This window comes from Streptomyces sp. NPDC055506 (assembly GCF_053643595.1).
The window spans coordinates 52,820-68,831 of record NZ_JBSHKH010000007.1 but is presented as its reverse complement, the minus strand read 5'-3'; the positions used below and the strand labels follow the sequence as shown (position 1 = coordinate 68,831).

Here is a 16,012-nt window from a genome sequence, read left to right as displayed (position 1 = left end):
ACGAGAAGGAGAAGGAGGCGATGGGAATGACCACGCCCGTCAGGCGCCACCGCGGTGGCGCAATCCAGGACAGGCCCGTTGGCTGGGCACGCAATCCGCTGACGGAGTTCGACCAACTGCTCAGCGAGATGAGCGGACTGATCGAATCCACGGTGGGACGCGCGGCGCCCGCAGTCGCGTGGACGCCCCTGGCGGATGTCACGGAGTCCGACGACGCCTTCCGCATCGAGATCGAACTCCCCGGCGTCAAGAGCAAGGACATCGACGTCGAAGCGAACGGCCAAGAGCTGGTGGTCACCGGAGAGATCAAGGAGAAGGAACGCAAAGGCGTCCTGCGCCGGAGCACTCGCCGCACCGGAGCCTTCGAGTACCGGCTGCGGCTGCCCGGAGAGGTCGACACCGAAAAGATCAATGCGCAGATGTCGGACGGGGTGCTCACCATCACCGTCCCCAAGGCCGAAGTCGCAAAGCCCCGGCACGTCGAGATCAGCGAGACGAGTGAAAGCACCGGCGGCGGCTGAGACGCGAACGCCGCGGTTCCGGACATGCGTCCGGCACCGCGGCCGGGCCGGCGAGGCTCGACACCCGGGGTGACTCATGAACGACGTCCCGAATCACAGCCCCTCACCGCGGCGGAGACTCGGCACGCGGCTCGCGACCGGCTTCCTTTCGGCGCCGCAGACGCCAGGCGCGCAGCAGCCGAAGGGGGAGCAGGCCCAGCGGTGCTCGCCGGCCCATGTCCGCCTGATCCTCGCGGTCGAACGCCTGTGCGTAACGCTCGGCGTCCTGGGCCGTCGGATATCGCTTGCTTCCCTCGGCTCCGCACCCACGCTCACAGCGCCAGAGCATCGTGTCGCCCTCATGGAGAAAGCGAAAACGGTGTCCCAGAAGGTGGCAGCGCAGCACAGAAGACACGCTATGCGGACCGGCGCATTCCAGCCTGTTATGTCCCCCCGGACAAGCAACAGCCCACGGCCCTGAACGAGGAGGCGTGGCATGACTACCACCGCCGAGCTCGGTGTCGTCACCACCAAGGTCCCCGCCCGGCTTGACCGGCTGCCGTGGTCCCGATTCCACTGGCGGATCGTCATCGGTCTGGGAACCGTCTGGATCCTGGACGGACTCGAGGTGACGATCGTCGGGGCGGTTGCCGCCCGTATGACCGAGCCGGGCAGCGGCATCGATCTGACCAGCGCAGACATAGGCACGGCCGCCGCCATCTACGTGGCAGGCGCATGCGCGGGCGCTCTCCTGTTCGGGAGACTCACCGACCGCTACGGGCGCAAGAAGCTGTTCATGCTCACGCTCGGCATCTACATCCTCGCCACCGTCGCGACCGCGTTCGCCCACGACGCCTGGTACCTCTACCTCGCCCGCTTCATCACCGGAATGGGCATCGGCGGAGAGTACGCCGCGATCAACTCGGCCATCGACGAGCTGATTCCAGCCCGCAACCGCGGGCAGGTGGATCTGGCCATCAACGGCAGCTACTGGATCGGTGCCGCGCTCGGCAGCCTGGTCGCCGTGCTGCTTCTCAACGAGAGTCTGCTGGCAGACAACCTCGGCTGGCGGCTGGCCTTCGGCCTGGGAGGCATCCTGGGTCTGGGCATCATGCTGGTACGTCGCCATCTACCGGAGAGTCCGCGCTGGCTGTTCATCCACGGGCACGAAGCCGAGGCTGAACGCATCGTCGACCGGATCGAGGCCGAGGTGCGCCAAGAGATCGACCGCGAGCTGCCGGAACCGGGCGAGGCGGTCACCGTACGGCAGCGCGACGTCATCCCGTTCAGGGAGATCGCCGGCGTGGCTCTGCGGCGGTACCCGCGTCGCGCCCTTCTCGGTCTGGCGCTCTTCGTCGGACAGGCGTTCCTGTACAACGCGATCGTGTTCGACCTGGGCACGATTCTGAACGGCTTCTTCGACATCGGCTCCGGCTCGATCCCCTACTTCCTGGCCCTCTTCGCCATCGCCAACTTCCTCGGACCACTCCTTCTCGGCCGACTGTTCGACACCGTGGGCAGAAAGCCGATGATCGCGGGCACCTACTTCGGCTCGGCGGTCGTGGCGGCCGTCCTCGCCGTCCTGCTGGTCAACGGCTCGCTGACGACATGGTGGTTCTTCCTGCTGGTCTCGCTGACCTTCTTCGTGGCGTCCGCGGGAGCGAGCTCGGCCTACCTGACGGTGAGTGAGGTCTTCCCCATGGAGACCCGAGCCCTGTCCATCTCGCTGTTCTTCGCGATCGGCACGGCCGTGGGCGGAATCACCGGCCCGCTGCTGTTCGGCCACTTGATTCACAGTGGGGATGCGGACCTGGTGGCCATCGGCTTCCTCGTCGGAGCGGCAGCCATGGCGCTGGGCGGGCTGGCCGAGGTCTTCTTCGGTGTCCGGGCCGAACAACAGTCCCTGGAGAACATCGCCCGGCCGCTCACCGCTGAGGAAGCCGAGGCAGCCTGGCGCGACGAGCCCGCGCCCCAGGACGCACGCGACCGCCGCCGGCCCGAGCACGTCCGGCAGGCCGCGCACGAGCGGGAACAGCGAATCACCGACCGCACCGCCCGCCGCCGGGAGCGGGAGCGCGCCGGAGCCCGCCGCTACCGCCCGGGCACCGGGCCGGGCAGCAGGATGTACTCGCCGGGGATGGCCGGCACCGCGGGCACGGCAAGCCGTACGTCCGCCATGGCCGAACAACGCCTCGACGACGAGGTCGAACAGATCACCCACACGCTCCAAGAATCCGGCCCGACGAGCCTCGACCAACTCGAACAGGCCGTGGGCGGCCGTTCCTGGGGCCCCGGACGCTTCCGCCGTGCCCTGCGTGAGTCCGAGCGGGAGTCCCGGGCCAAGAGCCTTGCGAACGGCAGCTACGCGCCGGCGGACGGATCCGGCCGGCCCGAGAGCGCACGAGGGGGACCCCAGGACCAGCGGTGACCGGGCAGAAGGAGGCAGCGATGAAATACGACGGATTCCTCGCCCATGTACGCGAGCGAGGCGAATACAAGGACCAGGACGAAGCCGCGGACGTCACCAACGCCGTGCTGGAAGTGCTGGCCCAACGGATCAGCCCGGGAGAGGTCAAGGACCTCGCATCCCAGATGCCCGGCCCGCTGGGACAGGTTCTGGACCATGCCACGCCGCAGCAGGCGCAGAGCTTCGGGATCGAAGAGTTCTACCGCCGGGTCGCCGAGCGCACCCATGCCCGGCCGCGTACTGCGCAGTGGGACGCCAGCGCGGTCCTGACCACCGTTGCCGACGCTGTGACCGGCGGAGAGCTGAATCAGATCATCAGCCAACTCCCCTCCAGTTACGCGGTCCTGTTCGGCAAGGCCGACCTCGCGGACTGAGCCCGTGAGGGGTCAAGAGCGAAAGGCCCAGGCAAATGGTTGATACAGGTTTCTCCTCGTTCGACACCATGGTGGACAAGGCCAATCGGCTCCTCAAGGACGTCGAGGAGGCTTTCGAGTGGCCCAAAGAACGGCGTAAGCAGTCGTACGCGGCACTGCGGGCCGTGCTGCACCCGCTTCGGGATCGTCTCCCGGTCGAGACGGCCGTACAGTTCGGCGCCCAACTGCCGACCCTCGTCAGAGGCGTCTACTACGACGGCTGGAAGCCGGCCGAAACGCCCGTGAAGATGAGCAACGAGGAGTTCCTCGCACGGGTCCGGAGCGAATTCCCCTATGCGGTCGAGGGCGGCAGCGAGAAGCTGGTGCGCACCGTACTGAAAACTCTGGAGCGCCATGTGAGCGCCGGCGAATGGCAGCACCTCAAATCCCGGGTGCCGAACTCGCTTGCCGCGCTCCTGCCGTGACCCCGGTGGAGGAGGTCATGCTCTTGGTCACGGACCAGGGGGCTGCCACTCGAACATCAAGATCGTGGCGTCGTCGCTGAGTTCGTTGTGCTGATGCTCGAGGATGGCATGGATGAGCAGACGCAGCACTTCCGGGGCGCTCTGCCCTGCCGCGGTCGACCGGATGATGTAGTCGGTGAACGGGCGGTCCCGGCGATACTGGCGGGCAGACCCAGAGGAGGCTCAGGCGGCCGCTCCAAGGCCTTGTGGAGCAGGCGGTGGCGACGGATGAGCAATGGAGGCGGGTGGCCGCAGTTGCACCAGCGCAGCACACCGGTGGGCATGTGCAACTGGGTGAAGACACCCGTGCACAACTGATCCGGAAGCCACTTCGCCAACGCCTCGTCCATGGTGCCGACGAGTTCGTTCAGGTCTGCCCCGCTGCGCCGGGCGTTGCGGCAGCCCGCCATGGCGACAGAGGTGGCAAGTCCGGACGCCAGATCGGGCCCTATGCCGTCGAGGACTGTGGCGTGCAGAACGTCCTCGGTGAACGCATGGTCGAAAGCGTCGCCGCCCAGTTCGTACGCGGGTTCCAGAACCGCCGTCGACACGACCCGCCCGGTGCCGATCGACCGGGGAGGGAGAAAAGCCCTCACCATCTCCGTGGGCAGAGCGCACCTACAGCGACACCATCGCGCAGCGGTCAGCCCGTCGGAGGGGCCTTTTTCCACTCGGAGAGAGTCGGTGCGGTAGGCCCATCCGGCCAGCGAGGTGTCGAGCTCCAGTTCCGGCTCGCCTTCGACAAAAGGCACCAGCAGTCTTTGCTGGATGTCAACCAGATGGACAACGGCTCTGCCCAAGCCCATGGCCTCGGTGTACCGGTTCAGGACGACGGGCAGTTCCGCAGGTGATGCCAGCTGGGCCGCCCTGACCAGTTCATCCAGCAGCCGCTCCCCGGGACCCGACGGACATGCTCCTGTCCATGCCTTCGATGATCCCTTCGGGCTCGCCCTCCGCTCCAGCGCCCGGCGGGTACCCGCCGCGGTCTCGGCAGGCTTCCGCTCAGAGCAGGAGGTCGAAGACGGCTCGAGCCTCGTCCCAGTGCTGGGTCTGGGGGTTTTTCAGGTCGGGGTGGAGGATCTTGAAGCTCTGGGCAAGGGCCAGGCTGAGTCCGCCGACGATGTCCGGATAGGCCGCCTCGGTCTCCTCATCGGGTGTGCGGTCCAGAGCGGGGTGAGTGGCGAGCTGTTCCAGGATCGGCTTGAGTTCTACCTCTTGGTCGATCTTCCGGAAGTGGTGAATGCTCTCCTGCAGGCCTTTCGTGATCGGCAAGTCACTGGTCTGGATGATGTCGCGCCCGTTGGCCTTGGCGGTGGCCTGCGCGACGGTCAGCAGATCGTAGAGCTTGGCGTCGACGAAGTCGCTGTAGCGCTTGAGATCGTTCTTGTCGACGTTCAGTCCTGCGGTCGCGCGAAAGAACCTCTCGAATCTGGCGATGGACATCACGGTCATGACGGCAACCTCCGGCTGCGGGAGCCGGCCGGCTCCCGGCCCCTGGGCTTTGCAGTCAGCCTGGCCGACGGGGGCGCGCGAACGCATGCGTATGCCGGGCCCAATTAGCCTCCCTGTTTTGCCCTGCCAGGCCCATGCGTCCGACTGCCCGGCGGGTCGGACGGGCGTGCGGACCGACAGCAGGACCAGAGAGCGCTCGGGAGAGGCCGGTGAGCAGCAGCCCCTCTGCCTCGCAGGCGTTCTGGGACTTCCCGCGTGGGAGCGCGATGCCACCTGCACCTGCAGGCAGAGGCCAGCGTGTCACGCGGCGTCAACGTTACCTCGGCGGTGTCCGTGGGCACTCGGGATCGCGTGGCAGCCGATGAGGAGGGTCCAGTCATGCGGGTGTCGTCGCCGGGCGTTACGGTCGTGGCTCTCCTGGCGGATCCGGACGCGCCGACGGAGATCGCGCAGCGCATGGCACGGACACTTTCCGCTCGGCTCGCCGACAAGTCGGGCGAGGGGCGACGGTTCGACGTCGAGGTGGTCAGTGAGCCCTTCACCTCGGGGACGGAGGACCCGCCCACCTTGATGCGCCGGATCATGGACCGCGGGAGTGCGGAGAACTGGGACATCGTCGTGGCCCTCACCGACCTTCCGCTGCACTCCCACGGGCGCAGGCTCGCTGTGAATCTGAATCACGAACACGGCTTGGCGCTCCTCTCTCTTCCTTCGCTGGGGGGCCTGCGGCTGCAGACGAGGGCTCGGCGGGCCGTCGAAGAAGCCGTGCTTGGCTTGGAGGGTCCGCAACCCACTGGAGCTGAAGGACCTCTCGGTGAGAAGGAGACCGACGATCTTCGGTACGTCGTCAGCGGGCCGCGCGGCTACCTGCGAGTGCTCGCCGGCATGGTCCGCGCCAACCGGCCGTGGCGGTTGGTGCCGGGCTTGTCGAAAGCCCTGGCGGCCGCACTCGCCACGGGAGCGGTCGCCACCGTGAACTCCACCGTCTGGACCCTGGCCGCGTCCCTCAGCACGCCACGCCTCGTGATCGCCACGGTCGGATCTGTCGCGATCATGATCGGCTGGCTGATCATAGACGCGGAGCTGTGGCATCGATCAGCAGAGAGCTCGCCGGAGGCGAGGCAGAGGGCGCGGCTGTACAACGCCTCGACGGTCGTGACCGTGGGTATCGGGGTGCTCGTCTGCTACGCGGGCTTGATGTTCATCAACTGGGTGTGGGCGCTGTTCATCCTCAACGACGAAGCGTTCGTTTCCGTGACACGAACCCCACTGGACGCCGAAGGGTATTTGACACTGTCCTGGTTCGTCGCTTCGGTCGCCACCGTGGGCGGCGCGCTGGGATCAGGCTTGGAGAGCGACGACGCGATCCGGGCAGCCGCCTACTCCAAGCGCGAACAGGAGCGTCGCCACACGCTCCAGGACGACCACGGTGACCAGCCCTCCAAGTGAACCGTCATGTCATCGATCGTCAATGTACGTGAGAGCGTGCCGGTTTGCCGGTGGACGTCGGCCCGGGGCCGCGCGTCCGAGCGCGGTGCCGTCAGGAGGCGGCGGCGCGGCCGACGCGCCCCGGCAGGCCGTTCCGGCTAGGCTCACATGAGTGAGGTGGCTGCGGACCTTCGGGGAGGTCGTGCGATCCGGGCTCACGATCGAGGAGACGCGGCTGGAGCCCCTGCTCGCGCTGCGTACGGCTGCTGCGGTGGCGCTCGTCATCGGGCCGGCGCTGTGGTTGGTCTCCCCTGCGTACGCAGCGTCCGCCGCCCTCGGTGCCTACTCCGCGGGTGCGGCCACCTTTCAGCGCACCTGGCGTCCGCGCAAGGTGATCGCGCTCGGCGCGGGCGCGGGTCTGGCGCTCAGTACCTTCGTGGGCTACCTGGCGGCGGGGCGACTCGTGACGTTCCTCCCGCTGCTGGCCGTATGGGCCTTTGCCGCGGGGATGGCGTGGTCCCTCGGATCGACCGCTGGGATCGTCGCAGCGACGACGGTCGGCAGCATGCTGGTGACCATCACCTTGCCCACCAGCGTCGGGCGGGCCCTGGAACACGCCGGGGTCATCGCGCTCGGAGGCGTGGCGCAGGCCGTGCTGATCCTGCTGTTCCCGATTCGCCGCTGGGGGGCGCATCGTGACGCGCTGGCCGACGCTCTGGCCGCCGTGGCCGACTACGCCCGCCGGCTGCGGCACGACCCGACCGCGCCGTTCGACCCGGAGCCGCTGATGACGGCCCGGGACGCGGCCGCCGTGACGCCATCACAGGCCCGCACCCGGCCTCCCGTCCTCCACGGCCCCCGGGGCCTCGCCGAGCGCATTCTGCCGGTCGTCGCCGCGCTCGCCGACCCGGACGTCGGCGCCCCGGCGGAGGGACCCGGGCGGGACCGCGCACGGGAGTTGCTCGGCGCGGCCGCCGATGTCCTGGACGCGGCCGCCCGTTCGATCCGCCGCGGAACTCCCGCCGAGGTGCCGCCCGGGAGCGCGGACGTCCTGCGCGTCGACGAGGAGGGCGAGGTGCTGGAGGGGCCCGCCCGGCAGGCCGCCGAACGGCTCGTGGAACTGCTCGCCGAGGCGTTGGAGATCGCCGGGAGCGGCGGGGCACGTGACAAGGCACCTACGCCGCCCGGCCCCGCGAGCGCCCAGTTCCTGGTGCGCCCGACCATGTTCCGCCTGCTCCCGGTCGTCGTCCGGGCGGTCCGCCGTGAGCTCCGCCGGGACTCGCCCGTGTTCCGGCACGCCGTCCGCCTGGCGGCGGTGGCCACGCTCGGCTATCTGATCGCTTCCCGGCTGCCCCTGGAACACGGCTACTGGGCGCCCATCGCCTCGGTGATGGTGATGCGGCCGGACTTCCACCGGACGTACGCGCGTGCGGTGGGCCGTCTCGCCGGGACCCTGGCGGGGGTCGCGCTCGCCACCGGGATGGTGCGGGCCCTGGGCCCGGACGCCTATGTGTTCGGCGCTCTGGCGGTGGTATCGGCGGCCCTGTCGTACACACTGCTCCGTACGGGCTACGCCTACTCCCAGTGCTTCACCGCCGCCTACGTCGTCTTCCTGCTCGGCATGGGCGGCCAGGCATGGGAGCAGACGGTCCCGGAGCGGGTGGTGCTCACCCTGCTCGGAGGGGCCCTGGCCATGCTGGCGTACGTGGTGTTCCCCGCATGGGAGACCCCCCGGCTGCCGGGCCGGCTGGCGGACTGGCTCGCCGCCGACGGCCGCTACGCGGCCGCAGTGCTCCGCGGCTACGCCGAACCGACCAGGGAGCATCGCGCCGACATGCGCAGGGCCCTGCTGGCGAGCAGGGAGGCACGTGCCGCCTGGCAGGAGGCCTACGACCAGGCAAGGCAGGAACCGGTCGGCCCCAGAGGTCTGACGTCGCGCGAGGCGGAGGAGGCGCAAGAGGCGCTCAAGGGACTTGACCGGGCAGCGATGCTCATGGAGAGCCACGTTCCGCGGGCCGGCAGTCGTTTCGACCCCGAGGCGGAGCGGTTCGCCGAGGCCTTGGAGGCGGACACCGCGCGGGCGGCAGACGACGTGCGCGAGCACAGGAATCCGGACTGGGGGCGTGTGGAGGATGCGCTCCACGCGTGGGACGGCGCCGCCGGGGACCGGAGCCCGGTGCTGCGACGCGGGGCGCAATTGCAGAAGCGGGCCCTGGAGGACCTCGCGGCAGCAGTAAGCCGCACACCCCTGGAACGGGACGTCAGCTCCGCTCGCGAGGAGCAGCGGGTGCGGGCGGCCGTGGCTGCGGAAGGTGACGGTTCATCACCCGCGAACCGGGGTGGGTGACGGCTCCGGTGACGGGGAGCGCCGCGCCCCCTGGAGCGGGAAGTAGTCCCCTGGCCGTGTCGAGCGCCGCCACACGTACACCGCTGTCGTCATCACGAGGATCAGCCCCGCCAGGATGAGCAGTTCGATCCCCTCGACGTTCCACCGGAAGGACTTCTCCGCCTCGGCCGTCACGATGAGCACCTTGCGGATGCCGGCAATCAGGCCGACGACGAGGAACGGCTCCGCGTCGAGGGTCCGGTTCCTGATGGTGAGGCGGACGGTGTGGAGCAGCTCGGCCACGATGAACAGCACCAGGCCGCTGTCCAGGGCGGAGAGAACGACCGTCTCCTCGCGGTACGGCCCCTGGATCGACCTGATGACGTCGTTGGCGACCCCGACGGTCAGGATCCCCGCGAGCAGTACGAGGAGCGCCGCGACGACGAGGTGGATGCCGTCCTCGATGAGCTGTAGGAGGCCCTGTACCCGGCCGCCCTCGATCTTCGGGAGAATGGGTCGCACAGTCAGCATGCTAGGGGTGCCCCGGCCCGCAGGCGCTGCGTGCTGGGCGAACGGGTGGACGGGCGGATCCCTCCCCGTGGTGGCAGCCTGGGGGGAAGCGGCGGGCACGACATCACCGAGGCCTACCAGGCGGCAGGACAAGGGTTGGGTAGCCCGACGCGAGCGGGGCGGAGCACAACCCGGACCGCACCGAGGCCGACCCTGAGCACAGGGTCGCACTCCGTGGTCGGCGCACCGTGCCGGAGTACGCGAGTGCACTGGAGGTGCGTGATGAGTGCTGACCGCTCCCACGAGAGCCGTGACGGTCACGTACTGGTCCTCGATGCCGGCTCTTCGAGCCTTCACATCGCTCTGTTCGCCGCGGACGGTGAACGGGTGGCGGTTCGAGACGCCTCGGAGCCCCCGGGACCCGCTGCGGCGGCGGAACTGCGGAACTTCCTCAGCGAGGTGCCCGCTCCTGCGGCGGTTGGTCACCGCATCGTCCACAGTGGTCCGCACCTGACTGGACATACGCTGATCGACGCACGCGTACGGGCTCTGCTGGCGGACGTCGCCGAACTCGCGCCGCTGCACGTGACTCCTGCCCTGCAGGTGGTCGATGCCGCACGAGAAATCCTGCCCGACGTTTCTCATGTCGCCTGCTTCGACACCGTCTTTCACAAGGATCTGCCGGCACAGGCGCGCACGTACGCCGTGCCGGAGCGATGGCGAGCCGAATACGGGCTGCGCCGGTACGGCTTCCACGGGCTTTCCTACTCGTGGGCACTACGGAGGACGGCGCAGGTCCTGGGCCGACCCGTCGACAACCTTCAGGTCGTGCTCGTGCACTTGGGTGGCGGCTGCTCGGCCTGCGCCGTCCGGAACGGACGCAGCGTGGACACCACCATGGGCCTCACTCCGCTGGAAGGCCTGGTGATGAGTCGGCGCAGCGGCAGCCTCGACCCCGGCGCGCTGCTGTGGCTGCAGCGGCGGCACGGTCTGAGCGCGGACGAATTGGATGACACACTCCACCGGCGTTCCGGTCTGCTCGGCCTCTCCGGTACCTCGGGAGACACCCGGGACCTGGTGCGCGCCCGCGCGGAGGGTGATGCCGCGGCCGCGTTGGCGCTGGCGACGTTCACACTCAGCTGCCGCAGGGGCATCGCCTCGATGGCCGCCTCGCTGGACCGGCTGGACGCGCTGGTCTTCACCGGGGAGATCGGCGAGGACCAACCCGAGGTACGCGAGGAGATCTGCTCGGCCCTGACTGTTCTCGGTGTACGAGGCGGGCTGCTCGTCCCCGAACTGGGAGACTTGATGCGGGAAGGCCACCGACGCATCGATCAGGCGGTGGGAGGTGTCCCGGTCCTCGTGGTCGCAACCGGCGAGACGCAGCAGATCGCCGCCGAGACCCGACGAGTGCTCGGCATTGCCGACGGGACGCGGTAGCTGTCCGCCAGCAGTCGGCCGCCGATGGCCATCATGTCCCGCGGCCGCGATCGCCGACGACGCCCGCCGCACGCAGGTGAGCTGCAACCGGTCGGCGGAGCCGCGGGAGGCGGTCCGCGGGGTTGGATCTCAGCGTGGCTCAGACTCGGAGAGGGTCTGCGCGCACCAGATCGTCTTGCCGTTGGTGGTGTGCCGGGTGCCCCACCCCTGGGTGAGCTGGGCGACGAGCAACAGGCCCCGGCCGCCCTCGTCGAAGGCGCGGGCCCGGCGCAGGTGCGGGGCGGTGTTGCTGGCGTCGGAGACCTCGCAGATCAGGGAGGTGTCGCGAATCAGCCGCAGCCTGATCGGCGGCTCGCCGTATCGGATGGCGTTGGTGACCAGCTCGCTGACGACCAGTTCGGTGACGAAGGCCGCCTCCTCCAGGCCCCAGGCGTCCACCTGGTCGACCGCGAACTTCCTGGCGCGCGGCACCTGCGCGTGGTCGGGCTCGACCTCCCAGTCGGCGACGTGGTGGCGAGCCAGCGCGTGAGTGCGAGCGAGCAGCAAGGCGGCGTCGTCGGTGCGGCGATCAGGGAGCATGGCGTCCATCACCGTGTCGCACAGGGCCTCCAGCGAGGTGGCCGACTGGTTCAGGGCTTGCCGCAGCTCGGTGATCCGCTGGTCGACATCGGACTCGCGGCTGTGCACGAGTCCGTCGGTGTAGAGGGCGACCATGCTGCCCTCGGGCAGTTCGAGCTCGGTGGCCTCGAAAGGCAGCCCACCGATGCCGAGCGGCGGTCCAGGGTGGGCGGGCACCGGGGTGCTGGTGCCGTCCGGAGAGATGATCAGCGGCAGGGGATGGCCGGCGCTCGCCAGCGTAAGGCGCCGGGAGACAGGGTCGTAGACGGTGTACAGGCAGGTGGCGCCGGACTCGCCGGTCGGCTGGAAGTGGCTGTCGGACTGCAGGTCGCTGGCGAGGTGCAGGACCAGGTCGTCCAGGTGGGTCAGCAGCTCGTCCGGTGGCAGGTCGACGTCGGCGAGGGTGCGGACCGCCGTGCGCAGCCTGCCCATGCTGGCCGAGGCGTGCAGGCCATGGCCGACGACATCGCCGACGACCAGGGCGACCCGGGCACCGGACAGCGGAATGACGTCGAACCAGTCACCGCCCACTTCCGCGCCGGCTCCGCCGGGCAGGTAGCGGGATGCCACCTCGACCGCCTCCTGGTTGGGCATCACCTGCGGCAGGAGGCTGCGTTGCAGGGTCAGCGCGGTCGTGCGCTCGCGCGAGTACCGGCGGGCGTTGTCGATGGCGACGGCTGCCTTGGCGGTCAGCTCTTCGGCGAGGATCAGGTCGTCGGCGGTGAAGGCCTCGGGCCGGTCGAGACGGGAGAAGGCGACGACCCCGAGCAGCGCGCCGCGCGCCTGGAGCGGCACGGTGATCCGGCCGGTCAGCCCGTCCGCGGCGATGGACCCGTCGATCAACGGGTTGCCCGGTGGCCAGTGGGCCGGGTCGGAGGCGAGGCCGGGCCCGAAGGCCCATTCGCCGCCCTGGCCGGGTTCGGCCGCGAGCTGGACCGTGGACCTGCCGGTGGCCATGCAGCGGGCGGCGACGGAACCGGGAGCGTGACTGACCTGCGGGGAGGGCCCGGGAGCCCGGTCGGTGTCCCCCTTCGCGCTGTGCTGGGCGGCACGGCTGAGCACGATGGTCTCGCCGGGGGTGAACCCGGACACGGAGGGCGGCTCCTCTCCGCGCAGCACCTCGTCGAAGAGATCCACGGTGACGAGGTCGACGAATGTCGGCACGGCGGCGCCGGCCAGTTCCTGGGCGGTGCCGATCACGTCGAGTGTCCGGCCGATGCCGCCGCTGGCCTCGTTGAGCATGAGCAGGCGCTGCCGGGCCCAGTACTCGGCGCTCATGTCGAATCCCCAGTTGGCGATCGCCCGGACCCTGCCTTCGGCGTCTCGGACGGGCCAGATGCTGGTGGCCCAGGCATTGGCGTAGTCACTGCCGCGCGGGCGGAAGACGGTGATGAGACGCGCGGGCTTGCCCGTTCTCGCCACTTCGGCGAGGGCGTCCGTGTAGGGCTTGTCGTCCCGCTCGGGAAACAGCGAGCGGTCGAACTCGGGAAACATCTCGCGGTACTTCCTGCCGAGCACTTGCTCCTCGGAGTGCGCGATCACCCGGCCCGAGGAGGCGTTGATCCACAGGAACCGCAGCTCAGGGTCGTAGACACCCAGAGCGAAGGGGGACTGCTCGAAGGCCCGGTCGGCGATCACCGGGCGGCTTCCCCAGCGCTGGATGGTCACCGCATGACCCAGTGCCCGCCCGTCGGGGCCGAACAGCGGTTGAGCCGTCACCACGGCGTCCAGCGTGGAACCGTCCCGGTGCCGCAGGAGGATGAACCCCGTGGGGTCGGGGCCGGCGCCGTAGCCCTCGGGGAAGCCGGGTGGCGGGGGATCGACCAGCAGGTCGGCCACGGGACGGCCGACGGTGTCCTCCGCCGTCCAGCCCAGCAGCAGCCGGCCCCCCTCGCTCCAGCCGCTCACCATGCCGTCCGGGTCCACCATGGCAACGGCGCTGGGCGCGTCCTGTCTGCCGGCCATCTCCACGCGCCACGCCTCCGTCCGGACAGCCGTGCCCGTCAGGGCTGGTCTCAGCAGCCACTTCCAGCCTAGATCCGCCCCACTCCCAAGGCGCCCCGGGCCGGTGCGTTCGGGGTGCCAGTGCCGGAGCGACTGGGGTGGGGCCTTCGCGCCCCCGCAGTCGGCCACAGCAGACATGGTATTTCCTGAGGGGGAGCAATGATCCTTCTCGAAGCGCTTCGATGCTGCCTTTTCCCCACCTCAGAGGAATTTTGGAAGCGACCCTTGTGTGCCTATGTGTGCCTATGTGTGCCTATGGGTGTTCACCTAGCCTCCACATCGAAGCGCTTCGACAGCGAATCCCGTCGCAGTAATGGAATGTCCGCTTTGAGAGCCTTAATGCGCAGCTCATCCGCAGTGTCAAGGCGCCCGCCCGGTGTGGGAGGAGCCGCCGAGCAAGGCCGGAATCACCGCCCAGAGCGGCTTCCTCCTGCTCTGCTGCCTGGGGGTGCTCGGTCCGCTGTGGATCGTGATCGTCACCAGCCTCTCTCCCAAGCCCGTGATCGACCGGGCCGACGGCCTCGTCGTGATCCCGCAGGGCATCACGTTCGTCAACTACACCGAACTGCTCGGCGGCGGCCAGGTCAGCCGGGCCATCATGGTCTCGGTCGGTGTCACGCTCTTTCAACGCCTCCATATACCTCAGCGACCAGCAGATGATGCCGCTGCAGAACGTGCTCATCCAACTGGTCCAGAAGAACACCGAGGCGCCGACCGGCCTCCAGCAGGCGGTCCGCACCGGGCAACTCTCCTCGCTGGGGCTGCAGATGGCGGTCATGGTCCTCGCGCTGATCCCCGTCGCCGTCGCCTCCCCCTTCGTCCAGCGGCACTTCAAGAAGGGCATGCTCACCGGAGCCATCAAGGGCTGAAGAGCATTCCCTCCACCCCTGGAAGGAACACCATGGACAGTCGCGACATACGCAAGATCGTCATGGCTGTGCTCGCGCCGACGGCCAGTGCATCTGGGCCAACTCCGGGACCGGCTGGGGTGTCTGGGCCGACCACCCCAACACCGGCGGCACCAAGTCCTACCCGAACTCGACGAAGTCGATCAACTAGACGATCGACTCCCTCGGCTGGCTCACCAGCGACTACAACGTCGGTGTCCCGGCGTCCGGCGCGTACAACACGTCGTACGACATCTGGGACACCGACCACGACTACGAGATCATGCTCTGGGTCAACTACAACGGATCCGTCGGCCCGATCGGCGGCTATGAGGACAACGTCTCCCTCGGCGGCCACAACTGGAACGTCTACAAGGGCACCAACGGGTCCAACGAGGTCTTCTCGTTCCTGCGGACGTCCGGCTCCAACGCCGTCAGGCGGCCTCAACTTCAACACCAACAACCTGACATCAACGGAGGCTGATGCAGAATCAGGGCCGAGGTCGGTCCGCCGGATCAGTAGCCGTAGATCATCTTGTAGGCGACCTCCGGGAGGAACTGACCGGCCGAGGAGCCGTTTCCTACGCCGCAGTTGCCGTCGGACTCGCCCGGGACCTTGATCCACAGGAGCATCTCGGCGCCTCCGCCCAGCTGGGTGGGGGCGCCGATACGGCGGCCTGAGGGGTTGCACCACTGGCCGTTGGAGCCGTTGCCGTTGCGGCTGGTGTCCACGACGAACGGCTTGGTGTAGCCGTACCGGGCCCTGAGCTCACTGTTGACGGCGTTGCCGTACGCGGTGTTCTCGGCCGTGGTCAGATAGTTGGAGACGTTGAGCGAGAAGCCGTGGGCCTGTCGGAGTCCGGCTTCGTGGAGGCGCCGGGCCATGGTCGCCGCGCTCGCCCATGCCGGGTTGCCGGCGTCGAGATAGACCCAGGTGTTGGGAGCCTGGCGGTTGAACTCGGCGAGCGCTCCGGTCAGCATGCTCTCGCGTTCGTCGATCTGCGCCTGGTTCATGCAGCCGTAGTCCCCGAGGGAGTCCGGTTCGAGGACGACGACGGCCGGGCGACCGGCGATCCCGCCCGCGAACTGCGCGATCCAGTTCGCGTAGGCGGACGGCGAGGAGGCTCCGCCCGCGGAGTGCCCGCCGCAGTAGTCGCGGTGGTAGATGTTGTAGGCGACGAGGACGGGCAGCTTGTCCCGGGCGTCCGCGGCGCCCACGTACGCGCCGGTGGCGGTGCCGATGGTGCCGCTCCAGGAGCCGAACCAGCGGGCTGTCGGGGTGTTGGCGATGGAGGCGTTGATCGCGGTCGCCCGGCCGTCACCGGGGTTGGCGGCGACCCACCGCTTCGCGCTGGAGTCGGGGTCCACGTAGTACCCGTTGGTCATGGTCGTCGGGTCGGCCGCGTGGGCGGACGGTGCGGCGGCGAGCGCCAGCGGCAGCGAGGAGAGGGCTGCCACCAGGGCGAGCAGTCTGCGGCGCATGACGGTACCTCGGCTTTCTGA

General features: G+C 69.1%; 11 protein-coding genes and 3 pseudogenes. 9 read left to right on the top strand and 5 right to left on the bottom strand.

Going from position 1 to position 16,012, the window contains the following annotated elements; all coding sequences use genetic code 11:
• The first annotated feature begins 26 nt into the window (after nt 1-26).
• From ACWIF2_RS04860 to ACWIF2_RS04845, 4 genes are all read left to right on the top strand, one after another.
• Nucleotides 27-521 (top strand): Hsp20/alpha crystallin family protein, encoded by a 495-nt coding sequence (locus ACWIF2_RS04860; protein WP_454358625.1) that lies wholly within the window; start codon nt 27-29, stop codon nt 519-521.
• A 475-nt stretch (nt 522-996) separates the two neighbouring features.
• A complete protein-coding gene (locus ACWIF2_RS04855) occupies nt 997-2,928 on the top strand; it encodes an MFS transporter (RefSeq protein WP_454358624.1) in 1,932 nt (643 codons plus the stop codon).
• A 20-nt stretch (nt 2,929-2,948) separates the two neighbouring features.
• Nucleotides 2,949-3,341: a DUF2267 domain-containing protein gene (locus ACWIF2_RS04850; protein ID WP_382588799.1), complete on the top strand. Its 393-nt coding sequence runs from the start codon at nt 2,949-2,951 to the stop codon at nt 3,339-3,341.
• Nucleotides 3,342-3,376: 35 nt separating this feature from the next.
• Nucleotides 3,377-3,805, top strand: coding sequence for a DUF2267 domain-containing protein (locus ACWIF2_RS04845; RefSeq protein WP_454358623.1), 429 nt, complete (start codon nt 3,377-3,379; stop codon nt 3,803-3,805).
• A 27-nt stretch (nt 3,806-3,832) separates the two neighbouring features.
• Here the strand turns inward: ACWIF2_RS04845 and ACWIF2_RS04840 are convergent.
• Both ACWIF2_RS04840 and ACWIF2_RS04835 read right to left on the bottom strand, forming a co-directional pair.
• Nucleotides 3,833-4,719 (bottom strand): annotated as a pseudogene (locus ACWIF2_RS04840) (PP2C family protein-serine/threonine phosphatase).
• Between the two features lie 127 nt (nt 4,720-4,846).
• Nucleotides 4,847-5,296 (bottom strand): DUF1931 family protein, encoded by a 450-nt coding sequence (locus ACWIF2_RS04835; protein WP_454358622.1) that lies wholly within the window; start codon nt 5,294-5,296, stop codon nt 4,847-4,849.
• 378 nt (nt 5,297-5,674) lie between these two features.
• Between ACWIF2_RS04835 and ACWIF2_RS04830 the strand changes: the two genes are divergently transcribed.
• Nucleotides 5,675-6,745: a hypothetical protein gene (locus tag ACWIF2_RS04830; protein ID WP_454358621.1), complete on the top strand. Its 1,071-nt coding sequence runs from the start codon at nt 5,675-5,677 to the stop codon at nt 6,743-6,745.
• A gap of 151 nt (nt 6,746-6,896) precedes the next feature.
• Nucleotides 6,897-9,071, top strand: coding sequence for an FUSC family protein (locus ACWIF2_RS04825; RefSeq protein ID WP_454358619.1), 2,175 nt, complete (start codon nt 6,897-6,899; stop codon nt 9,069-9,071).
• Here the strand turns inward: ACWIF2_RS04825 and ACWIF2_RS04820 are convergent.
• Nucleotides 9,048-9,581, bottom strand: a complete 534-nt coding sequence (locus ACWIF2_RS04820; protein WP_454358618.1) for a phosphate-starvation-inducible PsiE family protein — start codon at nt 9,579-9,581, stop codon at nt 9,048-9,050. The genes ACWIF2_RS04825 and ACWIF2_RS04820 overlap by 24 nt on opposite strands.
• A 438-nt stretch (nt 9,582-10,019) precedes the next feature.
• On the opposite strand from ACWIF2_RS04820, the gene ACWIF2_RS04815 reads away from it, so the two are divergent.
• Nucleotides 10,020-11,000, top strand: coding sequence for an acetate/propionate family kinase (locus ACWIF2_RS04815; protein WP_454358617.1), 981 nt, complete (start codon nt 10,020-10,022; stop codon nt 10,998-11,000).
• Between the two features lie 129 nt (nt 11,001-11,129).
• Here ACWIF2_RS04815 and ACWIF2_RS04810 read toward each other — a convergent pair whose 3' ends face one another.
• Nucleotides 11,130-13,583, bottom strand: a complete 2,454-nt coding sequence (locus ACWIF2_RS04810; protein ID WP_454358615.1) for a SpoIIE family protein phosphatase — start codon at nt 13,581-13,583, stop codon at nt 11,130-11,132.
• Nucleotides 13,584-13,992: 409 nt separating this feature from the next.
• Here ACWIF2_RS04810 and ACWIF2_RS04805 point away from each other — a divergent pair.
• Nucleotides 13,993-14,491 (top strand): annotated as a pseudogene (locus ACWIF2_RS04805) (carbohydrate ABC transporter permease); the annotation flags it as partial.
• Between the two features lie 76 nt (nt 14,492-14,567).
• Nucleotides 14,568-14,942, top strand: a pseudogene (locus ACWIF2_RS04800) (GH12 family glycosyl hydrolase domain-containing protein); the annotation flags it as partial.
• Nucleotides 14,943-15,025: 83 nt separating this feature from the next.
• On the opposite strand, the gene ACWIF2_RS04795 reads toward ACWIF2_RS04800, so the two are convergent.
• Nucleotides 15,026-15,991: a glycoside hydrolase family 6 protein gene (locus ACWIF2_RS04795; RefSeq protein ID WP_454358614.1), complete on the bottom strand. Its 966-nt coding sequence runs from the start codon at nt 15,989-15,991 to the stop codon at nt 15,026-15,028.
• Nucleotides 15,992-16,012: the final 21 nt, after the last annotated feature.

Coding starts and splice junctions, on each gene's coding strand:
- ACWIF2_RS04860 (WP_454358625.1), top strand. CDS start 27: ATGACCACGCCCGTCAGGCGCCACCGCGGTGGCGCAATCCAGGACAGG.
- ACWIF2_RS04855 (WP_454358624.1), top strand. CDS start 997: ATGACTACCACCGCCGAGCTCGGTGTCGTCACCACCAAGGTCCCCGCC.
- ACWIF2_RS04850 (WP_382588799.1), top strand. CDS start 2,949: ATGAAATACGACGGATTCCTCGCCCATGTACGCGAGCGAGGCGAATAC.
- ACWIF2_RS04845 (WP_454358623.1), top strand. CDS start 3,377: ATGGTTGATACAGGTTTCTCCTCGTTCGACACCATGGTGGACAAGGCC.
- ACWIF2_RS04835 (WP_454358622.1), bottom strand. CDS start 5,296: ATGACCGTGATGTCCATCGCCAGATTCGAGAGGTTCTTTCGCGCGACC.
- ACWIF2_RS04830 (WP_454358621.1), top strand. CDS start 5,675: ATGCGGGTGTCGTCGCCGGGCGTTACGGTCGTGGCTCTCCTGGCGGAT.
- ACWIF2_RS04820 (WP_454358618.1), bottom strand. CDS start 9,581: ATGCTGACTGTGCGACCCATTCTCCCGAAGATCGAGGGCGGCCGGGTA.
- ACWIF2_RS04810 (WP_454358615.1), bottom strand. CDS start 13,583: ATGGCCGGCAGACAGGACGCGCCCAGCGCCGTTGCCATGGTGGACCCG.
- ACWIF2_RS04795 (WP_454358614.1), bottom strand. CDS start 15,991: ATGCGCCGCAGACTGCTCGCCCTGGTGGCAGCCCTCTCCTCGCTGCCG.